The organism is Rhodoferax sp. BLA1, assembly GCF_013416775.1.
Lineage (GTDB): Bacteria > Pseudomonadota > Gammaproteobacteria > Burkholderiales > Burkholderiaceae_C > Rhodoferax.
Genome location: NZ_SZVI01000001.1, coordinates 635,651 through 655,191 on the forward strand (window position 1 = coordinate 635,651; position 19,541 = coordinate 655,191).

Below are 19,541 nucleotides of genomic sequence, written 5' to 3' on the forward strand. Positions count from 1 at the left end.
CCTCGCCCGCCAACAACGTCCATGGGGCTGCATGCTCACCAAGCCACACCCGTTGGCCAGGTGCCGTTTGGTGAGGCCCTGCGTTTCTGGCTCAAACTCGGTTTCATCAGTTTTGGGGGGCCGGCCGGGCAGATTGCGCTGATGCACCGCACCTTGGTCGACGACAAACGCTGGATCTCCGAGGCCAGATTTCTCCACGCGCTGAACTACTGCATGCTGCTGCCCGGCCCCGAGGCGCAGCAACTGGCCACCTACCTCGGCTGGTTGATGCACCGCAGCTGGGGCGGTGTGCTGGCGGGGCTGCTGTTTGTGTTGCCCTCACTGCTGATCTTGATGGTTTTAAGCTGGGTCTATGTGGCCTTTGGCAGCTTGCCCTGGGTGGCTGGCCTGCTCTACGGCATCAAACCCGCCGTGGCAGCGATTGTGCTGCAGGCGGTGCAGCGCATGGGCAATAAAATCCTGAGAAAACCGGCGCAAGCCCCCGTTTTATGGGCAGTAGCAGCTATAAGTTTTATCTCTGTGGCCTGGCTCAACATCCCCTTCCCCTGGGTGGTGCTGGCAGCGGCATTGACCGGCTGGCTGGGCCAGCGCTGGGGACTGGCCGAGTTTGCCAAAACGCCAAGCCATGGCGGCACGGTGCAGGCCAAGGTTGCGCCAGCACAAGTCGACACCGCTTATCTGATCGACGACCACACACCCATACCCGAACACGCCCGCTTCAAGCCCTGGCGACTGGGCCGGGTGCTGCTGGCGGGGGCAGCGTTGTGGCTGCTGCCGATGGCGCTGCTGGTGGCCTGGCAGGGCTGGGGGGGCACGCTGGCGCAGATGGGCTGGTTTTTCAGCAAAGCCGCGCTGCTGACCTTTGGTGGCGCCTACGCGGTGTTGCCCTATGTGTACCAGGGAGCAGTGAGTCACTTTGGCTGGCTCAGCGGCCCGCAGATGATGGACGGCCTGGCCCTGGGTGAGACCACACCCGGCCCGCTGATCATGGTGGTGGCTTTTGTGGGTTTTCTGGGTGGTTGGAGCCAACAGGTGCTGGGCCCGCAGGCATTGCTGCTGGGCGCCATGTTGGCAGCCACGGTGGTGACCTGGTTCACCTTTTTGCCGTCTTTTATCTTCATCTTGGCCGGTGGTCCGCTGGTGGAGTCGACGCACGGCAAGCAACACTTCACCGCGCCGTTGACCGCCATCACCGCCGCCGTGGTGGGTGTGATGGCCAGCCTGGCGCTGTTTTTTATTCTGCACGTGGCCCAGGGCAGTGGGGCCAAAGGCCTGTTGGGCTGGAACATCGACCTACCCGCCTTGACTCTGGCGGGTTTGGCTGCGCTGGCCCTGTTGCGCTACAAGCAAGGAATGCTCAAAGTGATGGCCGTTTGCGCAGTGGCCGGGCTGGCTTGGAAGTTGGCAGGCTGCTGCTGAGCAGCCGCCGAGCCAACCGGTTAGCTTAACCGCGTGCCTGGCGCTTGGTGCGCGCGCGGATGTTGAGCGCCTCCACCGTCAACGAGAACAACATGGCCACGTAGACATAAGCTTTGGGCACATGCACATCAAAGGCTTCAGCAACCAAGAGCGTGCCAACCATGGTCAGGAAGGCCAGCGCCAGCACCTTGATCGAGGGGTGTTTGTCAACAAATTCACCAATCGGTTTGGCGGCAAACATCATCACCGCCACCGAGGCGATCACCGCCGCCACCATGACACCAATGTTGTCGACCATGCCGACTGCGGTGATCACCGAGTCGAGTGAAAACACGATGTCGACCACACCAATTTGCACAATCGTGCCCCAGAATATCCCGCTACCGGCTTTGACACTGTCGACACCGGACTGGGCCTCATCACTCTCGTGGGCTTCCACTTCCATAAAAATCTCGTGTGAGGCCTTGTACAGCAGGAACAGGCCACCACCCAGCAAAATCAGGTCGCGGCCACTGATTTCTTGCCCCATCACTGTCAGCAGCGGCTCGGTCAATGTCATGACCCAGGCCAGGCTGAACAGCAGCGCAATACGCGACACCATCGCAAAACCCAGACCCAGACGACGCGCCAGGTCACGCTTCTCGGGCGGCAGGCGCCCGACCAGGATGCTGATGAAAATGATGTTGTCGATGCCCAGCACAATCTCCAGCGCAGCAAGCATGAAGAAAGCTATCCAGGTGTTCGGGTCGGTGAGTAATTCCATGGGGGTGGGTCGCTAAGGGTAAAACCCGTGGAGTCTAGCCAGAGCGCTGAAAAACCTATCACTTGTGGGTATTGCGCCCACCAGGCACAGCCCACACCGTGCAACACGCCGATCAGTCGGGTAGCCAGGCCCGCAAATCCAGCTCCAGAAACAGGGTGCCTTCAATCGGATTAAACACATAACCCGGCACCGGCACAAAACCCATGGAGGCGTAGAGTGCCCGCGCGGCGCTCATGCCCGGCAGCGTGTCCAGGCGGATGGCGCGGTAACCTGCCTCTTTCGCCACCGTGCAGATCACCTGCGCCAGCCGTCGCCCCAGCTGCTGGCCACGCGCCGCCGGGCGCAGGTACAGGCGCTTCATTTCACACAAACCGTCTTCCAACGGGCGCATACCCACACAACCCAGCGCCTGACCCTCGACCCAGGCGATCAGCAAGCGGCCCTGCGGAGCGGCGTAGGCACCGGGCAAACCGGCCAGCTCCGCCTCAAAATTCTGGAAACACAGGCTGACACCCAGGCTGGCCTGGTACTCACGCAGCATCTCGCGCACCAGACTCAGGTGCTCGGGGAATTGGGCGTCGCAGATGTCGGCCACAGGCAGCAGCGTTGTGCCTATTTGTGTCCAAAAAAGCGTGCAAAAAACCCGCCTGGTTTGGGCGCGGCTGCCTGATGCACCACCGGGCTGCTGTGCACCGGCTGGCTGGTGAGCCATTTACCAAAGCGCAGGTCATGCGTCATGATGTGGCCGATCAGCCATTTGTTGAGGAATTTGCGCATCTCCTGCACGCGCTCTTCGGTCCAGGCCTGGTCACTGCCCAAAAACTCGGCCACCTGGGCGGCAAATTCTTCGTGCAATTTCAGATGCTGCTCAAACGCCGGGTAGCCGCTTTTTTCCATCAGCGCCTGCTCGTTGGAAAAGTGTGTGACCACATAGTTCAGCAGTTCATCCACCGTGTGGTCGACCGAAGCCAGGTTGAGCGCGCGCACCAGGGTGAACAACTGTCGGTGCTCCTGATCGACCTGGTCGATGCCGATTTTGAACCCGTCGCGCCATTCGATCACGAACGGTGCTCTTGCGGGAGTTGTTTCTGGTGCCATGAGGTATTGCCCCTTCCAACGAACACGTGTGATGGGCAAATCCTACATCAGAGCGGTGGCGATCGCGCCAAAAATTCGCACCATATTCCCATTCGTGCCGGCGCAGCGGGGTCGGCCAGCGCGGCAAAATAGCCGCCTGTCCCGCCATCCACTGTCTGCGCCAGCAGCCAACAGATGCCCACACCCTACGCAGCACCTCACCACCATGATCGCCCCCCTGCTTCTGCCCCTGCCAACCACGCTTGAAACCGAGCGCCTGCTGATCCGGGTGCCGCAGGAGGGCGATGGCCCGGCCTTGCATGCGGCGGTCTGCGAGTCCTTGCCAGCACTCCGGCAATTTCTGAGCGCCCTGCCCTGGGTGGCCAACCCGACCACCCCTGAGGACGCCGAAATCCGCAGCCGCACCGGTGCCGCCCACTTTCTGATGCGCACCCATCAGCCTTTTCATCTGTTCGAGAAGTCGACCGGCCAATTGCTGGGCGGCGCGGGGCTGCTGCGCACCGTCTGGGAAACACCCAAGACCGAGGTCGGTTATTGGGTTCGCAGCGCGTGTGCGGGCCGTGGCTATGCCCGGGAGGCGGTGCTGGCGCTGGTGGACTACGCCTTCAGCCAGATGCAGGTGGCCCGGGTCGAGCTGATTGCCGACGAGGCCAACCTGGCCTCACGCCGGGTGGCTGAGCGCTGTTTATTTGAACTCGAAGGCATCCTGCGCCAGGACCGCCGCGCCACCGACGGCAGCCTGCGCAACACCTGTGTTTACGCCCGGCTGCGGCCTGCGCCCTGAAGCGCTGGTTGACGGGCCAGTTGGGCCGCTTATTCCACCGAGATGGTCGCAGCCAGTGTGTGGACGCCGCCAGCCGGGATGCTGATGCTGTCCGGGCCAGCGTTGCAGGTTTCCACACACAGCATCTGGCGGTGTTCACCGGCGGCCATGTCGACGATGTTTTTTTCCTTTTCTGACCAGGGGTTCCAGACCACGGTGCTGGCGCTGCCCTGTTTGGCAATGCGGATGGTACGGCCTGTCACGCCGTCCACAATCACGCTGTCGGCCGTGGTGTCGGTGTAGATGCGGTCGGTTTCACCGGTGAACACCACGTCGCCCTCTTGCTGGCACACGGCAAAGTTTTGCACCTTGTTGATGTAGCTGCCACCGGCCAGGCCCTGCACTGTGGTCTGGTGGATGTCGCTGGTGGCAAAGTAGGTGTGCAAAGCCTGGTTGATGCTGAAAGGCGCAGCACCGGTGTTGCGGGTGGTGAGCGCGATGGTCAGCGTGCTGCCGACGGTGACAACCAGCTCCAGGTCAAAAGCAAAATCCCACAGCGCACGGGTGCTGGCGTCGTCGCTGATGCCCAGACGCAGCACCAGCTGGCCGCTAGCGTCCAACTCGGCACCACGCACTTGCCAGACCATGGTGCGCACAAAACCGTGCATGGGTTTGTCGGCCAAGGGGCCAAACCAGGGCCAGCACAGTGGCACACCACCACGCACGGGTTTACCCAGTTCAAAAATCGCCGCTTTGGAGACCCAGATCACCGGCGCCTGCCCGGCGGGCTGCCAGCTCAGCACATGGGCGCCGTGCAACGCGACGCTGGCGGTGGCCAGTGGGGTGCTGATTTCGGCCACCGGCAGGCCGGGGACGGCCTCGGTGAAACGCAAGGCATTGGGCACAGCGAAGTTGGTGTTCAGGGTGTTGAGCGTTTGTGTCATGGTAAAGACCTGGGTTGAGTAAATTTACAAAAAGAGAGCATCAAGCTCAATGGTTATAAGGGCCAGAGGCCGAAATGCTTTGACAACGGGCCAAAATGGCCTGGGCCAGCTGGGGCAGCAGCGCGGGCGAGAGGTCGTGCCCCATGCCCTCCACCACCAGCAATTTGGCACCGGGGATGTGGTCGGCCGTGTCCTGACCGCCGGGCAGGGGCACCAGCGGGTCGTCGCGGCCATGGATGACCAGCGTCGGCGCGGTGATGCGGCGCAGCAAGGGGCGGCGGTCACCGCTGGCGATGATGGCCATCACCTGGCGTGTCAGGCCAGCGGGTTCATAGGCGCGCCGGATGCCCCGGCCCACGCGCTCGCGCAGCGCGGCGTCTGACTCACGGAACACCGGGCTGCCGATGGTGCGCACGATGCACACCTGGTGGTCGATCACCGACTCGATGTCGTTTGGCCGGGTCGGGCGACTCACCACCACACAGCGCACCCGCAGCGCGGGCTGCTGCAAACGCGGGTGGCCGCTGGTGGACATGATGGAGGTCAGGCTCAGCACCCGCTGCGGGTGGGTCGCGGCCAGCACCTGGCCAATCATGCCGCCCATCGACACACCCACGATGTGCGCCTGCGGGATCTGCAACGTATCCATCACCGCCAGCGTGTCCTGAGCCATATCGTGCAAGGTATAGGGCGCGGGCACCGGCAGCTTGAGCACCGAGGCGGCAATGGTGCGCAGCAAGTCAAACCGCCCGTGCGCCGGTGCGCGGGCCGACAGGCCGCAGTCGCGGTTGTCAAAACGCACCACGCGGTAACCACCGGCCACCAGCGCCTGGCAAAAGCTGTCAGGCCAAGCAACAAGCTGCAAGCCCAGCCCCATGATCAGCACGATGGCCGGATGCGCCGGGTTGCCCAGCACCTCGTAATGGATGGGCCAGGCGCCGCTGGTGCGGCCCTGGACGGGCTCCAGCGGGGTCACATCGACTTCACACAAGGGGTTGGGGTGGGGTGAGTTCATTTTCGAAACGTCGTTCCGGATTTTACGGCGTCGCCGTGAGGGTGAACAGGTCGCGTGATGCTACCCACTCTATAGCTATGGGTCCTTTGAATATAAGGGCTAACAGCCATTTTTACCCAAAATCTGCGGCGAGGCCAGCCACCACAAAGTCGATCCAGACACGCAACTTGGGCGCCAGATAACGGTTGGGCGGGTACAGCAGCCAGGCCGTCCCGGCGTAGTCGGTGACATGGGTCCAGTCGTCCAGCACCGACACCAGTTGCCCACTGGCCAGCGCTTGGCGTGTTGTGAAGTCGGGCAGGCTGGCCAGGCCCAGGTGTTGCAGGGCGCCGTCAAGCCGCACCTCGCTGTGGTTCGCGACATAACGGCCAGACACACGCACCGTCACCTCGTCGCCGCCCTGGCGAAAGCGCCAGTGGCGGTCGCGTTCATCCTCGCCCAGGTACAGGCAACTGTGCTGGGCCAGATCACGCGGGTGCAGCGGTGTGCCGTGCGTGCGCAGGTAGTTGGGGCTGGCGCACACCCGGTGATGCACCGGCATCAGCGGGCGCCCGGCCAGGCCGGGTGGTGGCGCATCGGTGGGGCGGATTGCCAGGTCCACCGCCTCCTCAAACAGGTCCACCACGCGGTCGGTGATGATCAGTTGCACGTCCACCTCGGGATAACGCGCCAGAAACGCCGGCATCAGCGGATGAATGACCTGGCGGCCAAAAGCCTTGGGCATGCTGATACGCACCAGGCCACTGGGTGTGGCGCTTTGGGTGTCGCTGAGCGCCATCACCTCACGCGCGGCGGCCACCAGGGTCTGGCAGCGGCCGTAGGCGGCGCTGCCCGCCTCGGTCAGACGCAGCTTGCGGGTGCTGCGCTCCAGCAGGCGCACGTGCAAAGCGGCCTCGAGCCGGGCCACCTGGCGGCTCACCGCCGACGGTGTCACACCCAACTGCCGCGCCGCCGCCGAGAAGCTGCCCGCATCGACCACGCAGGCAAACACGGCCATGTCGGTGAGGTTCTCAAGCGGGGTATTCATGCGTCTGAAGCACAGCTGATGTTCTGAATTACATGATTATCACGTTGCAAGAAGCAATCTAGCATCCCACCTCTGTTTCAACAACTGTCACAAGCCTCCTCATGACCAGCCTGACCCTTCAACAACCCGCGCACCTGTTGCGCCTGTCCGACCTGACCCTGCTATTGGTGGCCATGGTCTGGGGCACCAGCTACGGCGTGGCAAAGGGCGCGCTGGTCTTTTACCCGGTGCTAGGTTTTCTGGCGCTGCGTTTTGGCCTGACTTTTGTGCTGCTGGCACCCACCTTGCTGCGCGCCAGCACACAACAACGCCGTGACGCCTGGCGCAGCGGGCTACCACTGGGGGGCTGGCTGCTGGCGATTTTTCTGTGTGAAACCTTCGGGGTGGCGCACACCCAGGCCAGCAACGCGGCCTTGCTGATCAGCCTGTGTGTGGTGATGACACCGTTTGCCCAGTGGTGGCTGCTGGGCCAGCGCCCGACTCCCGCCCTGTTTGGCTTTGCCGCTGTCTCGCTGCTGGGCGCGGTCCTGCTCAGCGGCGGTTTGACCAGCGGCCTGGCCTGGGGTGATGGCTTGATGCTGGGCGCGGCAGTGTTGCGCGCCATCCTGGTCTGCCAGACCAGCCGGCTCACGCGCCACAGCAACGCCACCAGCCTGCAGTTAACCGCCGTGCAGGCCGTTGTGATCAGCAGTGGCTGCGTGCTGTTGGCACTGCTGTCACCCGACGGGTTGCCCGCCCTGCCAACAGACTCGGCCTTCTGGCAAAGCACGCTCTACCTGGTGCTGGGCTGCACCGTGTTTGCCTTTTTTGCGCAGAACTGGGCGCTCAAACACAGCGCGCCAAGCCGGGTGGCTTTGCTCACCAGCAGCGAACCCGCCTTTGGTGCGCTGTTTGCAGTGATGTGGCTCGGGGAGTCACTCAGTCCCATGGGCTGGCTGGGCGCTGCGTTGATCGTGTTGGCGGCGTTGTGGACCACGTGGCGACGCAGGTGAAATGCTCGTTTCGTTGCACTCATGTCTAGCAACTTTTCCTTGATCAAAACTTGATCTGGAAATATCAGCGTTGAATCGCAACTAGGTGCAATCCTCACGTGCAAAATGCGGGCTTCATTATGGAGAAGCCAAATGCTCACGCGATTGAGAGTCAGGGGGTTCAAAAATCTGGTCGATGTTGACGTTCGATTTGGCCCTTTCACGTGCATCGCCGGACCAAATGGAGCCGGCAAGTCGAATCTATTTGATGCGATAACCTTCCTAGGTGATTTGGCTTCAATGCCAATCATCAAAGCGGCTAGCAGAGCGAGGGGCACCAACGGCCGAATTTCAGACTTTCACAGCCTTTTTTTCAAGGACTCAAAAGGCCAGTTTCTGCCTATGGTGTTTATTGCAGAAATGATTGTTCCCAGCAAAGTCATGGACGACTTTGATCGGCCTGCCAAACCGACGGCCACTTTTCTCGAATACACATTGGAACTGAGGCTTAGTGACACCCCTACCGATCAGTTGTCGGCCGATCCCATTTACATTGAAAGAGAAGAACTTCGCGCTATCAATTCGAGCGAGGCAAGCAAACATCTTGGATTTGCCAGGCCGCAACCCTGGATCAAACAGCACATTTTCGGACCGGGAAACAAACGCACCCCTTTTATCAGTACAGAGATTTCTGGCAATCCTGGGCAACCTGCCATCAAGCTGTTTAGTGATCAGACTGAAAGAGGTGGTCCACCTTTTTTGGTGCCTGCAAGAAAATCTCCACAGACTATCGTGTCTGGTGTCAATTCATCCTCACACCCGACGGCACTGGCTGCGCGAAGCGAGCTGCGTTCATGGCGCCTGTTACAGCTCGAGCCCTCCGCTTTGCGAAGGTCAGATGACTTTGGTGATGATCCATATGTGACATCGACAGGTGAGCATCTGCCGGGCGCGCTGATGCGACTGGACAATCACGCGGAGGTTTCGCTGAGACTGTCTGAACTGTTGCCGGACATCGTCGCAGTTAGCGTAGATGCCGATGAAAAGCGACAAGTCAAGACTCTGCTGCTCACCATGAAGGACAAGGAAACCTATACCGCCAGTTCACTGTCTGACGGTACGCTACGTTTTCTGGCTTTGGCTGTTTTGGCGCTAGATCCTGAATTTGGTGGCTTGCTTTGCATGGAGGAGCCAGAAAACGGTATTCACCCCTCACGTATTCCTCAAATGCTCAGTTTGGTGCGGAGTTTGTCTGAAGAGGTTGAAACAGATGACGAATCACGTGTGCCAACGATTCGTCAACTCATCATCAATACCCATTCCCCCTTGGTCGTTGCTGAATTACGTGACGATGAACTGCTTTTCGCAGAAACCTTGAAGATGAAAGGCAAAGCCTTCGTCAACTTCAAACCGCTACCTGACAGTTGGCGTCACGCGGTCTCTGGCGCAAGAGGATCTGAATTGATATCCAGAGGGGAAATCCTGTCGTACCTGAGTGGTCAAAAGTACGCAGCTCGCACAGTGAAGCAGCCTAGTCTTGTAGGGCGTCTGGCCGAGTCACCCTCCGAAGCATCATCCACGGTATCAACCATGGATCTCTTCCAGCAGACAGCATCATGAAACGATTGACTGCGACATTGGTGACGGATGGGAGTTCTGACAGACTTCTTGTGCCATTGATTGAATTGCTTTTGGATGCGCATACTGATCTTGCATACCAAGTAAATTGTGCTGATGGCTTGCCGCCAGCTTCTGCTGGGTTGACAGCAAGAATTGCCACAGCATTGGCGCTCTTTCCATGTGACATCCTGTTCGTTCACAGGGACGCCGAGGGCATTGACCCAATCGACAGGGAGCGCGAGATTGAGTCTAGTTGGCCAAAACTACAGCCGTTGGACACACTGATTTGTGTTGTTCCAGTCCGTATGACTGAGGCTTGGCTGCTTACTGATGAGAGACCTATTAGAGCTGCAGTGGGCAACGCGAACGGACGCGATGATCTCGGCTTACCAGCACTCAAGGACATCGAATCACTACCAGACCCCAAAAAGGTTCTTTTTGGAGCACTGGAAGTAGCAACAGGTAAAAATGCCTCTCGAAAGCGACGTTTCAATCCGCATCAGTATCGACATCGAGTGAGCGAGTTGATGGAAGATCTGAAGTCTTTGCGAAAGCTAAAGTCATTCAGACATCTTGAGGCGCAGATTCAAAAACACTTGGCTGACTTCAAACTCTGACTTGCCCAGAATCTGACCCTGACCAACTCGTGATAGTCCAGTAGCGAAATCGCTTTTGACGTACGTATTGCAAGGCAGGCGTTGTGGCGCGGGTGAAACCTCACGCGCACCAACTGACCTTTGACCGTTGAGCCAAGCAAAAGTCCTGCGTTGCAAACCGCCCGGTTTGCCCCAGCACCACCGCAGTCCAGGCCGGGTCGCCCCATCTGGCACATAATTTGCGCGGTATGTGACGTTGGAATGGGGAGACATCCTCCCCGCAAATGATCAGGAGCAGCTATGGGTTTGGCGATGCACAAAAAACAATCGGTCGCTCGCCACTTGGCGTTGCTGTCCTTGACCGGACTGACCCTGATTCTGACGCTGGTGGCGGTCACCATTGGTGTCATCGAGTGGCGCAGTGTGCATGGCCTGATGCGCCAGTCGGTCAGTGAAAAGCTGCAAGGCATTGTGGCCATGGCCGACGCCTCCGAACGCACCAACCGCGAGATGGCGGAGCGCAACTTCACCCGGTTTCGCAACGAGTTTGACCCGGCACTCACCTACAACAAAGACACCAGCGAACTGCTGAGTTTTGGGGTGCCGGTGAATGGGGACTTCAGCTCGGTGGATCGCTTCAACAAAGACACAGGCGGTGTGGCCACCGTGTTTGCGCGCAAAGGAGATGACTTCGAGCGTGTCACCACCTCGCTGAAAAAGCAGGATGGCGAGCGTGCCATGGGCACCCTGCTAGACCGCAAACACCCGGCTTACGCCTTGGCGCTGGCTGGCCAGACCTACACCGGCCCGGCGTTGCTGTTTGGCAAACCCTACATGACCCATTACGAACCGGTCAAAGACAGCGGCGGGCAGGTGATTGGCATCTTTTTCATCGGCCAGGACATTGGCCTGCAGCAGGCGGCGCTGGAGAAACAGATCCTGGAGACACGGTTTTTTGACAGCGGCGGTGCCTACCTGATTGAGGCCAACGGCCCTGCCGCCGAAGCACGTTTTGTGGTGCACCCCAGCGCCAGCGGCAAAAAGGTGAGCGAACTGTCCCCCCAGGCTGAGGCCTTTGTCACGAAACTGATGACAAGCCCAGACGGTTACCTGCCGCAGGCCCTGCCCCTGCTCAACAGCGCCAGCGACCAACGCTGGGCCACGGTGCGCAAGCTGGAGCTGGGCAAACGCTGGCTGGTGGCCGAGGTGAGTGCGTCTGAGGCCATGGCGCAGTACTGGCGCAACATGAGCCTGATCTGGGCGCTGCTGGCTGCCACAGCGGTGCTGCTGGGTCTGGGGTTGTATCTGCTGGTCAAGCGCACAGTGAGCCAGCCGCTGCACGAACTCGCCACCGCGGTGCTGGCGGTGGCGCAAGGGGATCTGACGCGCACCTTTGAGAGCAACCGGCGCGACGAGATTGGGGAACTGGTGACCGAGACCGAAGGCATGCGCCTGCGTTATTTACAGGCCTTGCAACAGGTGCGCCAGGCAGCGGAAAACATTGGCACCGCCAGTTCCGAGATCGCCAGTGGCAACCAGGACCTGAGCCAGCGCACCGAACAAACCGCCAGCAACCTGCAGCGCACCGCCTCCAGCATGACGCAGCTGACCGGTGCGGTGCAGCAGTCGGCCACCGCAGCACACCAGGCCAACCAGTTGGCAGCATCGGCCGCATCGGTGGCGGCACGCGGCGGGGTGGTGGTGGGTGAGGTGGTCAGCACCATGGACGAGATCAACCAGAGCTCGCGCCGGATTGCCGACATCATCAGCGTGATCGACAGCATCGCGTTCCAGACCAACATCCTGGCGCTCAACGCGGCGGTGGAAGCCGCGCGCGCCGGCGAACAGGGACGTGGGTTTGCGGTGGTGGCGACCGAGGTGCGCAGCCTGGCCGGGCGCAGCGCGGCAGCGGCACGGGAAATCAAGGCGCTGATCACGGCCTCGGTCGACAAGGTCGAATCAGGCTCGCGGCTGGTGCAAAACGCCGGTGACACCATGGGTGAAATTGTTGCCTCGGTGCAGCGGGTGAGTGACATCATTGGCGAGATCAGCGCCGCAGCGGCTGAGCAGTCACAAGGCATAAGCAGTGTCAATGTTGCAGTCGGTGAACTGGACCAGATGACACAGCAGAATGCCGCCCTGGTTGAACAGTCGGCGGCAGCGGCCGAGAGCCTGCGCGACCAGGCACAACGGCTGGAGCAGGCGGTGTCGGTGTTTAAACTGGCGCACCTGGCAACGCTGAGCCAACCCGCTCTAGCCGCGCGGGCCGCCGCGCCCCGCTTGGACCAGCCCCATTTTCAAGCCCTGGGTCATACTCGCGGCTGATCTTTCTGAGGAACTTTGGACATGAATGCACCCGTCAGCACCAACATTTTGAACACGCCCCAAGCCTTGGACCAGGTCAGCCGCGCCTGGGACCAGGACATTGTCAAACAGCTCAGCGACTACATCGCCATCCCCGCCAAGTCACCGATGTTTGACCCGGACTGGGAGCAGCATGGGTTCATCGACACCGTGGTGCGCAACGCTTATGAATGGGTGCAGGCGCAAAAGGTGCCCGGCCTGCAGATCGAGATCGTGCGCCTGGCCGGGCGCACACCGGTGCTGTTTTTTGAACTGGCGGCCTCCCAAGGCGCTACTGAATCACAAGCATCTAACCCAGACGATAAAAGGGATAGCAGCCAAACCGTCATGTTTTACGGGCATCTGGACAAACAGCCCGAGTTCACTGGCTGGCGCGCCGACCTGGGCCCATGGACGCCTAAGTACCTCGAAGGCAAGCTCTATGGCCGCGGTGGTGCGGACGACGGTTATGCCATCTACGCGGCGGTGGCCGCCATCCAGGCCCTGCAAAGCCAGCAGGTGGCCCACCCGCGCATCGTGGGTCTGGTGGAGACCTGCGAGGAAAGTGGTTCGTATGACCTGCTGCCCTACATCGACGCGCTCAAGCCCCGCTTGGGCGAAGTCGGCCTGGTGATCTGCCTAGATTCGGGCGCGGGCAATTACGACCAGCTCTGGCTCACCAACAGCCTGCGCGGCATGGCCAGCGGGGTGCTCAAGGTCGAGGTGCTGACCGAAGGTGTGCATTCGGGTGACGCCAGCGGCCTGGTGCCGTCGAGCTTTCGCATCCTGCGCCACGTGCTGGACCGGCTCGAAGACAGCGCCACCGGTCGCTTGTTGCCAGCCCAGTTCCATTGCGAGGTGCCAGCAGACCGGCTGAGCCAGGCGCAAGCCACGGCCAACATCCTGGGCGACGAAATCTACAAACGTTTCCCCTGGGCCCATGCCGACTGTGGTGGTGCCTCACAAAGCATGCTGCCCACCACCACCGACCCGCTGCAGGCGTTGCTGAACCGCACCTGGCTGCCGACCCTGAGCGTGACCGGTGTCGAGGGGATGCCCGACCTGCAGAACGCGGGCAATGTGCTGCGCCCCTACACCGCCTTCAAACTCTCCTTGCGCCTGCCGCCGCTGGTGGACGCTGCCAGCGCGGTGGCCGACCTCAAAACCCTGCTCGAAGACAACGCGCCCTACCAGGCCAAGGTGACCTTTGACCACGCCGCTGGCGCCACCGGCTGGAACGCCCCCAGCACCGCGCCGTGGTTTGAGCAGGCGCTTAACGCGGCCTCACAAAGTTGTTTTGGTGCACCCTGCGGCTACATCGGCCAGGGCGGCACCATACCGCTCATGAACATGTTGTCCATGGGTTTCCCGAAAGCCCAGATGATGGTCTGTGGTGTGCTCGGCCCCAAGAGCAACGCCCACGGGCCCAACGAGTTTTTGCATGTGCCCTATGCCAAAAAACTCACGGCGGCGGTGGCGCAGGTGATTGCGGCGGCGGCCTACGCGGCCTGAGGGAAGCCAAACCAGCCTGGGGTACTTTTCCAGGCTGAAGCATGTTTGATGCCTCCAGCCCTTATGCCATAAGGGATAGCAGCTATCAAACCAATAGGGTTTGATGGCACAGACTCAGGCAACCTCGACGCGGTTGCGTCCGGCGCGTTTGGCGCGGTACAGCGCCTGATCAGCCGCTTGCACCAGGCTGTAAAAATCCACGCCATGGTCGGCAAACGTGGCCACACCGATGGACAGCGTCGCCATGACCGGGCGGCCCGCCAGTGCCAGCGGACTCAGCTCGTAACGCTGGCGCAGCTCTTCGGCCACCGCCTTGGCCACCAAGGCATCTGCGGCCACCAGCACCAGCAAAAACTCCTCGCCACCGTAACGGAACAACATGTCGCTGTCGCGCGTGCGCTCCAGCAGCAAACGGGCGGTTTCACGCAACACATCGTCGCCCACCTGGTGCCCATAGCTGTCGTTGATGCGCTTGAAATAGTCAATATCAATCATCAGCAGGCTCAGTGGCTGCCCATCGCGGGCGCAGCGTGCCAGCTCCCGCTCCATGACGTCGCTCAGGTGGTGCCGGTTGAACAGGCCTGTCAACGCATCACGGCGTACCTGCTCGCGCAATTGGGTCTGCAGGCTCTGGATCTCGGCCAACTGCTGTTGCAAGGCCAGTTCTTTGGCGTGTAATTCCTGGCGGGTGTCACGCAGCCGCATCGAGCGTTTCTGGCTGTGCTGCGAAACGGAAAAAAGATACAGAGACACCGCAACGATGGCCAGCGCCGTCACCCAGGGATCGGTCTGTGGCTGCAGCGTCCAACCGGTGAGCGAGCCAGCCAGCAGCCCTCCCAGAAAAAACAAGCTCAGCCCTTCCAGCCAACCGCGTGTGCCACGGTACAGCGTGAGGTCCAGCACACAGCCAATCAACATGATGAAACTGATCCAGATCGGGAAATGCAGCACCGCCGCCCAGGCACCCAGACTCAGCGCATCCAGGTACATGTGCCTGACCTCGGCCGCCATCGGGTCGGCGGCGCGCCGGGCGCGCCAGAACAGCACTTGCGGGTACACCACAAACTGTGCCACCAGCGCCAGCCACAGCAGCGGACTGCGGTCCTGTTGGGCCATGTGCAAACCAAGCACCAGCAGCAGCATGGCATACCCCCAACTGCGGTGGCGGTGGTTGACATGGACTGCCCAGTGGGTCTTGCCCTGTGGCGCAGCGGTGGGCGTTTTTTCTGGCACGTGCAACAAGGTATTTGGGGGGAAGGGGGGGATTCTGTCAGGGGCCTGGGGCTGGCAGATCATGACCCAGAAACTCAGCGCAAGTCAAACAACTCGTCGTGGAAGCTTTTTCTGGGCAAGCCGCGCGTCGCAAAGTCGGCCTTGAGCGCCTGACCAAACCTGGCCGGCCCACAAAACCAGATGTCACCCAGGCGCCAATCGGGCACCAGCGCACAGATGCTTTGCGCGGTGAGTCTGCCGTCGTGGGCCTCCACCAACACATGCAGTGTCACCCGGGCTTCACGTGCCAGCAACTTGAGTTTGTGGATGGCCAGGTGGTAGGGTAAAGCAGTGGCGTAGAACAGGTCGATGGGTTTGGCCTGCGGTGCCAGCACCAGCTCTTCCAGCCGCGCGACAAAGGGCGTGATGCCAATGCCACCACCAACCCAGATCTGGCGCTCACAGTCGCTGTCAAAGTTGAACTGACCGTAAGGCCCTTCGATGTGGACCGGGTCACCCAGCTTGAGGCGGTCGGGCAGCAGCGTGGTGTAGTCACCCAGACCCTTGATCAGAAACACCATGTGCCCGTCCCCCGTCCAGGCTGATGAGATGGTGAAGGGGTGTGCCCCTTCCACGTTGTCAAAGCGTACAAACACAAACTGCCCGCTCTGATGGCCCGACCAGCGCCCCTGGAGCTGCACGCCTACCTCCAGCACCCGCACGGATTTGTGCGCATGGACCTGCGTCACCACACCCAGCACCCGGCGGCTCAGGCCAACCCGCCGCAACAGAATCACCACTGCAGCCAGGCTGCCACCCAGCATCAGCAAGGCCATCACCGGGCCCATCAGTTGCCCCCAGTAACTGAACTTCATCAACACCACCGCATGGACCACGAGAAATAGGTAAGCCACGGCCAGCCAGCGGTGGGTTTTGAAAAACAGGTGGTACGGAAACCACTTGACCAGCGCCAGCACCATCAGCAACACGGTGGCGTAAAAAGCCCACTCCCCCACACCCTCGGCCAGGCCACGCTGGCTTTGCAGGAATTTGAAAATCGGGTTTGCAGGCTCGGGCGCGTGTTCACGCGCGTGGCGCTCCAGATAACCCAGGTTGGTCAGCCAGCCAGGGCTTTGTTTACACAGCCAGTGCAGCATGACCCACACCAGGCCGCTGATGCTCAGCCACTTGTGCAGCCGGTACATCTTGTCCAGCCCGCCCAAAAACGGCTCCAGCACCAGTGGCCGTGCGGCCAGCATCAGCGCCACACTCATCACGCCCATACCCATGATGCCGGTGAAGTTGATCAAGGCATTGCGCCAGCTGCCAAAACCCGACGGCATCTCCAAGCGCAGGTCAGCCAGCAACCACAACACGGCCAGCGCGGCCAGATAACCCCAGAAGCTCAGTTTGATGTGTTTCACACAAGGCCCAGTCGCTGAGCACAGCCCATGTGTGCTAACCGGCTGACCCTTTGACGCCAGCGCAGTCAGCTTGAACCCAAGCGCAGAATAGTTCGGTGTGTTGGCACACCCAGTCGCTCACGCGGCCTGAGTGATCAGCGCGTCAGCGTCTGGATGAGCTGCTGGTGCTGCGGGAACGTTGTGCTCAGCGTGGCGCGGTCGGCCAGACAGAAGTCGGCAAAATCAAACCCGGGCGCCACGGTGCAGCCCACCAGCGAGAAAGCGCCCCCACCAGCCACCCGGGACGCAAACCAGGTGTGGGCGGGCACCACATGTTGAAAAACCTCACCCTGCGCCACATCCGGCCCCAGGCGGGTGCAGCGCAAGTCACCGGCCAGGTTGATCTCCAGCACCTCCAGCGCCTGCCCAGCGTAAAAGTGCCACATCTCGTCAGAGCGTATGCGGTGAAACGCGGAGAAGTTGCCCTGCTCCAGCAGAAAGTAGATGCCGGTGCTGACGTTCCTCTGAACCGCTGGGCCACTCTCAGCCGGGGTCACGTCCATCAGCAGCGGGCTGCGGTAGGTTTCCCGGTAATAGCCGCCTTCTGGGTGGGGCTGCAGTTGCAGGGCCTGGATGTAAGTCTGGGCGTGGGTGCTCATGGGCCTGACTTTAGCGGCTGGTATCGACCGGGCCAAGGCCACAGGCCTTCGCGGCAATCTCCAGCGAACGCAGGCGCCGCGCTGGCTCGAACACATCACACACCAGCATCAACTCATTGGCCTGGGTGGCCTCGGCCAGGGCCGCCAGGCCGCTGGCCACCTTGGCCGGGCCACCAATCACCGCAGCGGACAGGAAGTCGCCGATGGCGGCGCGTTCCTGCGGCTGCAGTGTCTCCATGAAGCCGGGTGTGGGTGACTGCAGCCGCTGGCGTGCGCCGGTCAAGATGCCCAGCACCCGTTGGTAGGTGCTGCTGGCCAGAAACTCGGCTTCTTCGTCACTGTCGGCCGCCATCAGGGGCACACCCACCACCACATAGGGCTGGCTCAGTGTTTTGGAAGGCTTGAACAGGCTGCGGTACAAGGCCAGAGCCTGGTGCAAAAGGCGCGGCGCAAAGTGGGCGGCAAAGGCATAAGGCAGGCCACGCTCGGCCGCCAGTTGGGCCGAAAACAGGCTCGAACCCAGCAACCAGATCGGCACGTTGGTATCGGCGCCCGGCATGGCGATGATGCCTTGCCCGGGCTGGACAGGCCCCAGCAGCCGCTGCAATTCGGCCACATCACGCGGAAAATCCTGTTCTGTCTCGGCCCTGTCACGGCGCAGGGCGCGCATGGTGAGCCGGTCGGTGCCGGGGGCACGCCCCAGACCCAGGTCGATCCGGCCCGGGTACAGCTCGGCCAAGGTGCCAAAAGCTTCTGCCACGACCAGCGGCGCGTGGTTGGGCAACATGATGCCGCCGGAGCCGACGCGAATGTGTTGGGTACCACCCGCGATGTAGCCCACCAGCACCGCCGTGGCCGAGCTGGCAATACCGGCCATGTTGTGGTGTTCGGCCAGCCAGTAACGGGTAAAGCCCAGCGACTCGGCATGCTGCGCGGTCTGTAATGCAACGGCCAGCGCCTGCGCCACGGTGCCACCTTCGCGGATGGCGACCAGGTCGAGCATGGAGAGTTGGAGGGATCGGGGTGGGGTCATGGTGTTGATGTCTCAGGGTGCTGGTCGGAAGGTGGAGAAACCCACCACATGCACATGGCGTGCACGATCTGTTGACACGCATTGTTGCCGCAGCCTGTAAAACCCCACACGACGCAGCCTTGATCTGCCATGTCTCGCAGCCTCGGTTGGGCCCGCTGCTGCGCCCCCTGCTATCTCATCCCCGGTATAGCCATGGCGCCACATTCACATACAAAAATAGCGCCTGGCCCTTATAAAACAAGGGCCAGACGCTATTAACTTTAGCGTGACGAGATGTGTCCGTCAGACCTTGGCAGGCGCGTATTTGCTCACCGCTTCCCACAAGCCGTTCAGGTACACCGCACCGAGTGCGCGGTCATACAAGCCATAACCGGGCTTGCCCGTCTCACCCCAGATCATGCGGCCATGGTCAGGGCGCCAGTAACCCTCAAAGCCCACATCGTGGTAGGCCTTGACGATGGCCGCCATGTCCAGCGAGCCATCACAGGAGTTGTGGGTGGACTCGTAGAAGGTGCCATCGGGCTCGACCTTGACGTTGCGCAAGTGACCAAAGTGGATACGACCCTGGCCACCAAACTCTTTGACCAGCGAGGGGATGTTGTTGCACAGATCTGCACCCAGGGAGCCCGAGCACAGCGTCAGGCCGTTGGAGGAGGAATCCACAATCTTGACCAGGCGTGCCAAGTCATCGCGGTTCTTGACAATGCGTGGCAGGCCAAAGATCGGGCGCGGTGGATCGTCCGGGTGCATGGCCATCTTGATGCCCACTTCTTCAGCCACCGGGATGATGGCCTTGAGGAAGTACTCCAGGTTGGCCCACAAGGCTTCTTCGTCGACGGCCTTGTAGTCAGCCAGCAGGGCCTTGAGTTGTTCAGGTTTGTAGCTGGCATCCCAGCCCGGCAGGGAGATGCCCTTCTCCGGGTCAATCTTGGCCACCGCGTCGGCATCAAAGGCCAAGGTGAAGGAGCCGTCAGGCAGCTGTTTGGCCATTTCGGTGCGGGTCCAGTCAAACACTGGCATGAAGTTGTAGCAGATCACCTTCACACCCACCGCTGCGCAGTTGCGGATGTTTTGCTGGAAGTTGGCAATCAGGCGGTCACGGCTGGGTTTGCCCAGTTTGATGTCTTCGTGGGTGGGCACACTCTCAACCACTTCAAACTTGA

Annotated in this window: 18 protein-coding genes; 7 read left to right on the forward strand and 11 right to left on the reverse strand. The window is 61.2% G+C overall.

The window, feature by feature from the left end:
• Positions 1 to 21: 21 nt before the first annotated feature.
• Complete coding sequence (gene chrA, locus FDG13_RS03050) at positions 22 to 1,419, forward strand: chromate efflux transporter (protein WP_180125306.1); 1,398 nt, start codon at positions 22 to 24, stop codon at positions 1,417 to 1,419.
• Between the two features lie 25 nt (positions 1,420 to 1,444).
• Here the strand turns inward: chrA and FDG13_RS03055 are convergent, their stop codons facing one another.
• From FDG13_RS03055 to FDG13_RS03065, 3 genes are all read right to left on the reverse strand, one after another.
• Positions 1,445 to 2,182, reverse strand: a complete 738-nt coding sequence (locus FDG13_RS03055) for a TerC family protein (RefSeq protein WP_180125307.1) — start codon at positions 2,180 to 2,182, stop codon at positions 1,445 to 1,447.
• 112 nt (positions 2,183 to 2,294) lie between these two features.
• Complete coding sequence (locus FDG13_RS03060) at positions 2,295 to 2,777, reverse strand: GNAT family N-acetyltransferase (RefSeq protein ID WP_370528145.1); 483 nt, start codon at positions 2,775 to 2,777, stop codon at positions 2,295 to 2,297.
• 17 nt (positions 2,778 to 2,794) lie between these two features.
• Positions 2,795 to 3,280 carry a bacteriohemerythrin gene (locus FDG13_RS03065; RefSeq protein WP_180125309.1) on the reverse strand — a complete coding sequence of 162 codons (486 nt, stop codon included), beginning with the start codon at positions 3,278 to 3,280 and terminating at the stop codon, positions 2,795 to 2,797.
• A 205-nt stretch (positions 3,281 to 3,485) separates the two neighbouring features.
• Between FDG13_RS03065 and FDG13_RS03070 the strand changes: the two genes are divergently transcribed.
• Positions 3,486 to 4,064 carry a GNAT family N-acetyltransferase gene (locus tag FDG13_RS03070; RefSeq protein ID WP_180125310.1) on the forward strand — a complete coding sequence of 193 codons (579 nt, stop codon included), beginning with the start codon at positions 3,486 to 3,488 and terminating at the stop codon, positions 4,062 to 4,064.
• Positions 4,065 to 4,093: 29 nt separating this feature from the next.
• Here the strand turns inward: FDG13_RS03070 and FDG13_RS03075 are convergent, their stop codons facing one another.
• The 3 genes from FDG13_RS03075 to FDG13_RS03085 all read right to left on the reverse strand — a co-directional run bounded on the left by FDG13_RS03075 (position 4,094) and on the right by FDG13_RS03085 (position 7,029).
• The gene (locus tag FDG13_RS03075) at positions 4,094 to 4,987 is read right to left on the reverse strand and encodes a D-hexose-6-phosphate mutarotase (RefSeq protein ID WP_180125311.1); all 894 of its coding nucleotides are present in this window, start codon (positions 4,985 to 4,987) and stop codon (positions 4,094 to 4,096) included.
• Positions 4,988 to 5,033: 46 nt separating this feature from the next.
• A complete protein-coding gene (locus FDG13_RS03080) occupies positions 5,034 to 6,002 on the reverse strand; it encodes an alpha/beta fold hydrolase (protein ID WP_180125312.1) in 969 nt (322 codons plus the stop codon).
• Positions 6,003 to 6,114: 112 nt separating this feature from the next.
• On the reverse strand, positions 6,115 to 7,029 hold the full coding sequence (locus FDG13_RS03085) for a LysR family transcriptional regulator (protein WP_218942585.1): 915 nt from the start codon (positions 7,027 to 7,029) through the stop codon (positions 6,115 to 6,117).
• A 101-nt stretch (positions 7,030 to 7,130) separates the two neighbouring features.
• Here FDG13_RS03085 and FDG13_RS03090 point away from each other — a divergent pair, with 101 nt between their 5' ends.
• The 5 genes from FDG13_RS03090 (at position 7,131) to FDG13_RS03110 (ending at position 14,071) form a co-directional block, all read left to right on the forward strand.
• Positions 7,131 to 8,021, forward strand: a complete 891-nt coding sequence (locus FDG13_RS03090; RefSeq protein WP_180125313.1) for a DMT family transporter — start codon at positions 7,131 to 7,133, stop codon at positions 8,019 to 8,021.
• 132 nt (positions 8,022 to 8,153) lie between these two features.
• A complete protein-coding gene (locus tag FDG13_RS03095) occupies positions 8,154 to 9,620 on the forward strand; it encodes an AAA family ATPase (protein WP_180125314.1) in 1,467 nt (488 codons plus the stop codon).
• Positions 9,617 to 10,237, forward strand: a complete 621-nt coding sequence (locus FDG13_RS03100) for a hypothetical protein (RefSeq protein ID WP_180125315.1) — start codon at positions 9,617 to 9,619, stop codon at positions 10,235 to 10,237. Before FDG13_RS03095 ends, FDG13_RS03100 begins: the two co-directional genes overlap by 4 nt.
• 291 nt (positions 10,238 to 10,528) lie before the next feature.
• Complete coding sequence (locus tag FDG13_RS21280) at positions 10,529 to 12,541, forward strand: methyl-accepting chemotaxis protein (protein WP_304621506.1); 2,013 nt, start codon at positions 10,529 to 10,531, stop codon at positions 12,539 to 12,541.
• 21 nt (positions 12,542 to 12,562) lie between these two features.
• Positions 12,563 to 14,071, forward strand: coding sequence for a M20/M25/M40 family metallo-hydrolase (locus FDG13_RS03110; RefSeq protein ID WP_180125317.1), 1,509 nt, complete (start codon positions 12,563 to 12,565; stop codon positions 14,069 to 14,071).
• 114 nt (positions 14,072 to 14,185) lie between these two features.
• Here the strand turns inward: FDG13_RS03110 and FDG13_RS03115 are convergent, their stop codons facing one another.
• From FDG13_RS03115 to uxuA, 5 genes are all read right to left on the reverse strand, one after another.
• On the reverse strand, positions 14,186 to 15,304 hold the full coding sequence (locus FDG13_RS03115; RefSeq protein ID WP_180125318.1) for a sensor domain-containing diguanylate cyclase: 1,119 nt from the start codon (positions 15,302 to 15,304) through the stop codon (positions 14,186 to 14,188).
• Between the two features lie 74 nt (positions 15,305 to 15,378).
• Positions 15,379 to 16,707, reverse strand: coding sequence for a ferric reductase-like transmembrane domain-containing protein (locus FDG13_RS03120; protein WP_180125319.1), 1,329 nt, complete (start codon positions 16,705 to 16,707; stop codon positions 15,379 to 15,381).
• Positions 16,708 to 16,841: 134 nt separating this feature from the next.
• Positions 16,842 to 17,345 (reverse strand): cupin domain-containing protein, encoded by a 504-nt coding sequence (locus FDG13_RS03125; protein WP_180125320.1) that lies wholly within the window; start codon positions 17,343 to 17,345, stop codon positions 16,842 to 16,844.
• 10 nt (positions 17,346 to 17,355) lie between these two features.
• The gene (locus FDG13_RS03130) at positions 17,356 to 18,378 is read right to left on the reverse strand and encodes an LLM class flavin-dependent oxidoreductase (RefSeq protein WP_180125321.1); all 1,023 of its coding nucleotides are present in this window, start codon (positions 18,376 to 18,378) and stop codon (positions 17,356 to 17,358) included.
• Positions 18,379 to 18,660: 282 nt separating this feature from the next.
• Positions 18,661 to 19,541, reverse strand: an 881-nt coding sequence (gene uxuA / locus FDG13_RS03135) for a mannonate dehydratase (RefSeq protein ID WP_180125322.1), incomplete at its 5' end; no start/stop codon positions are given.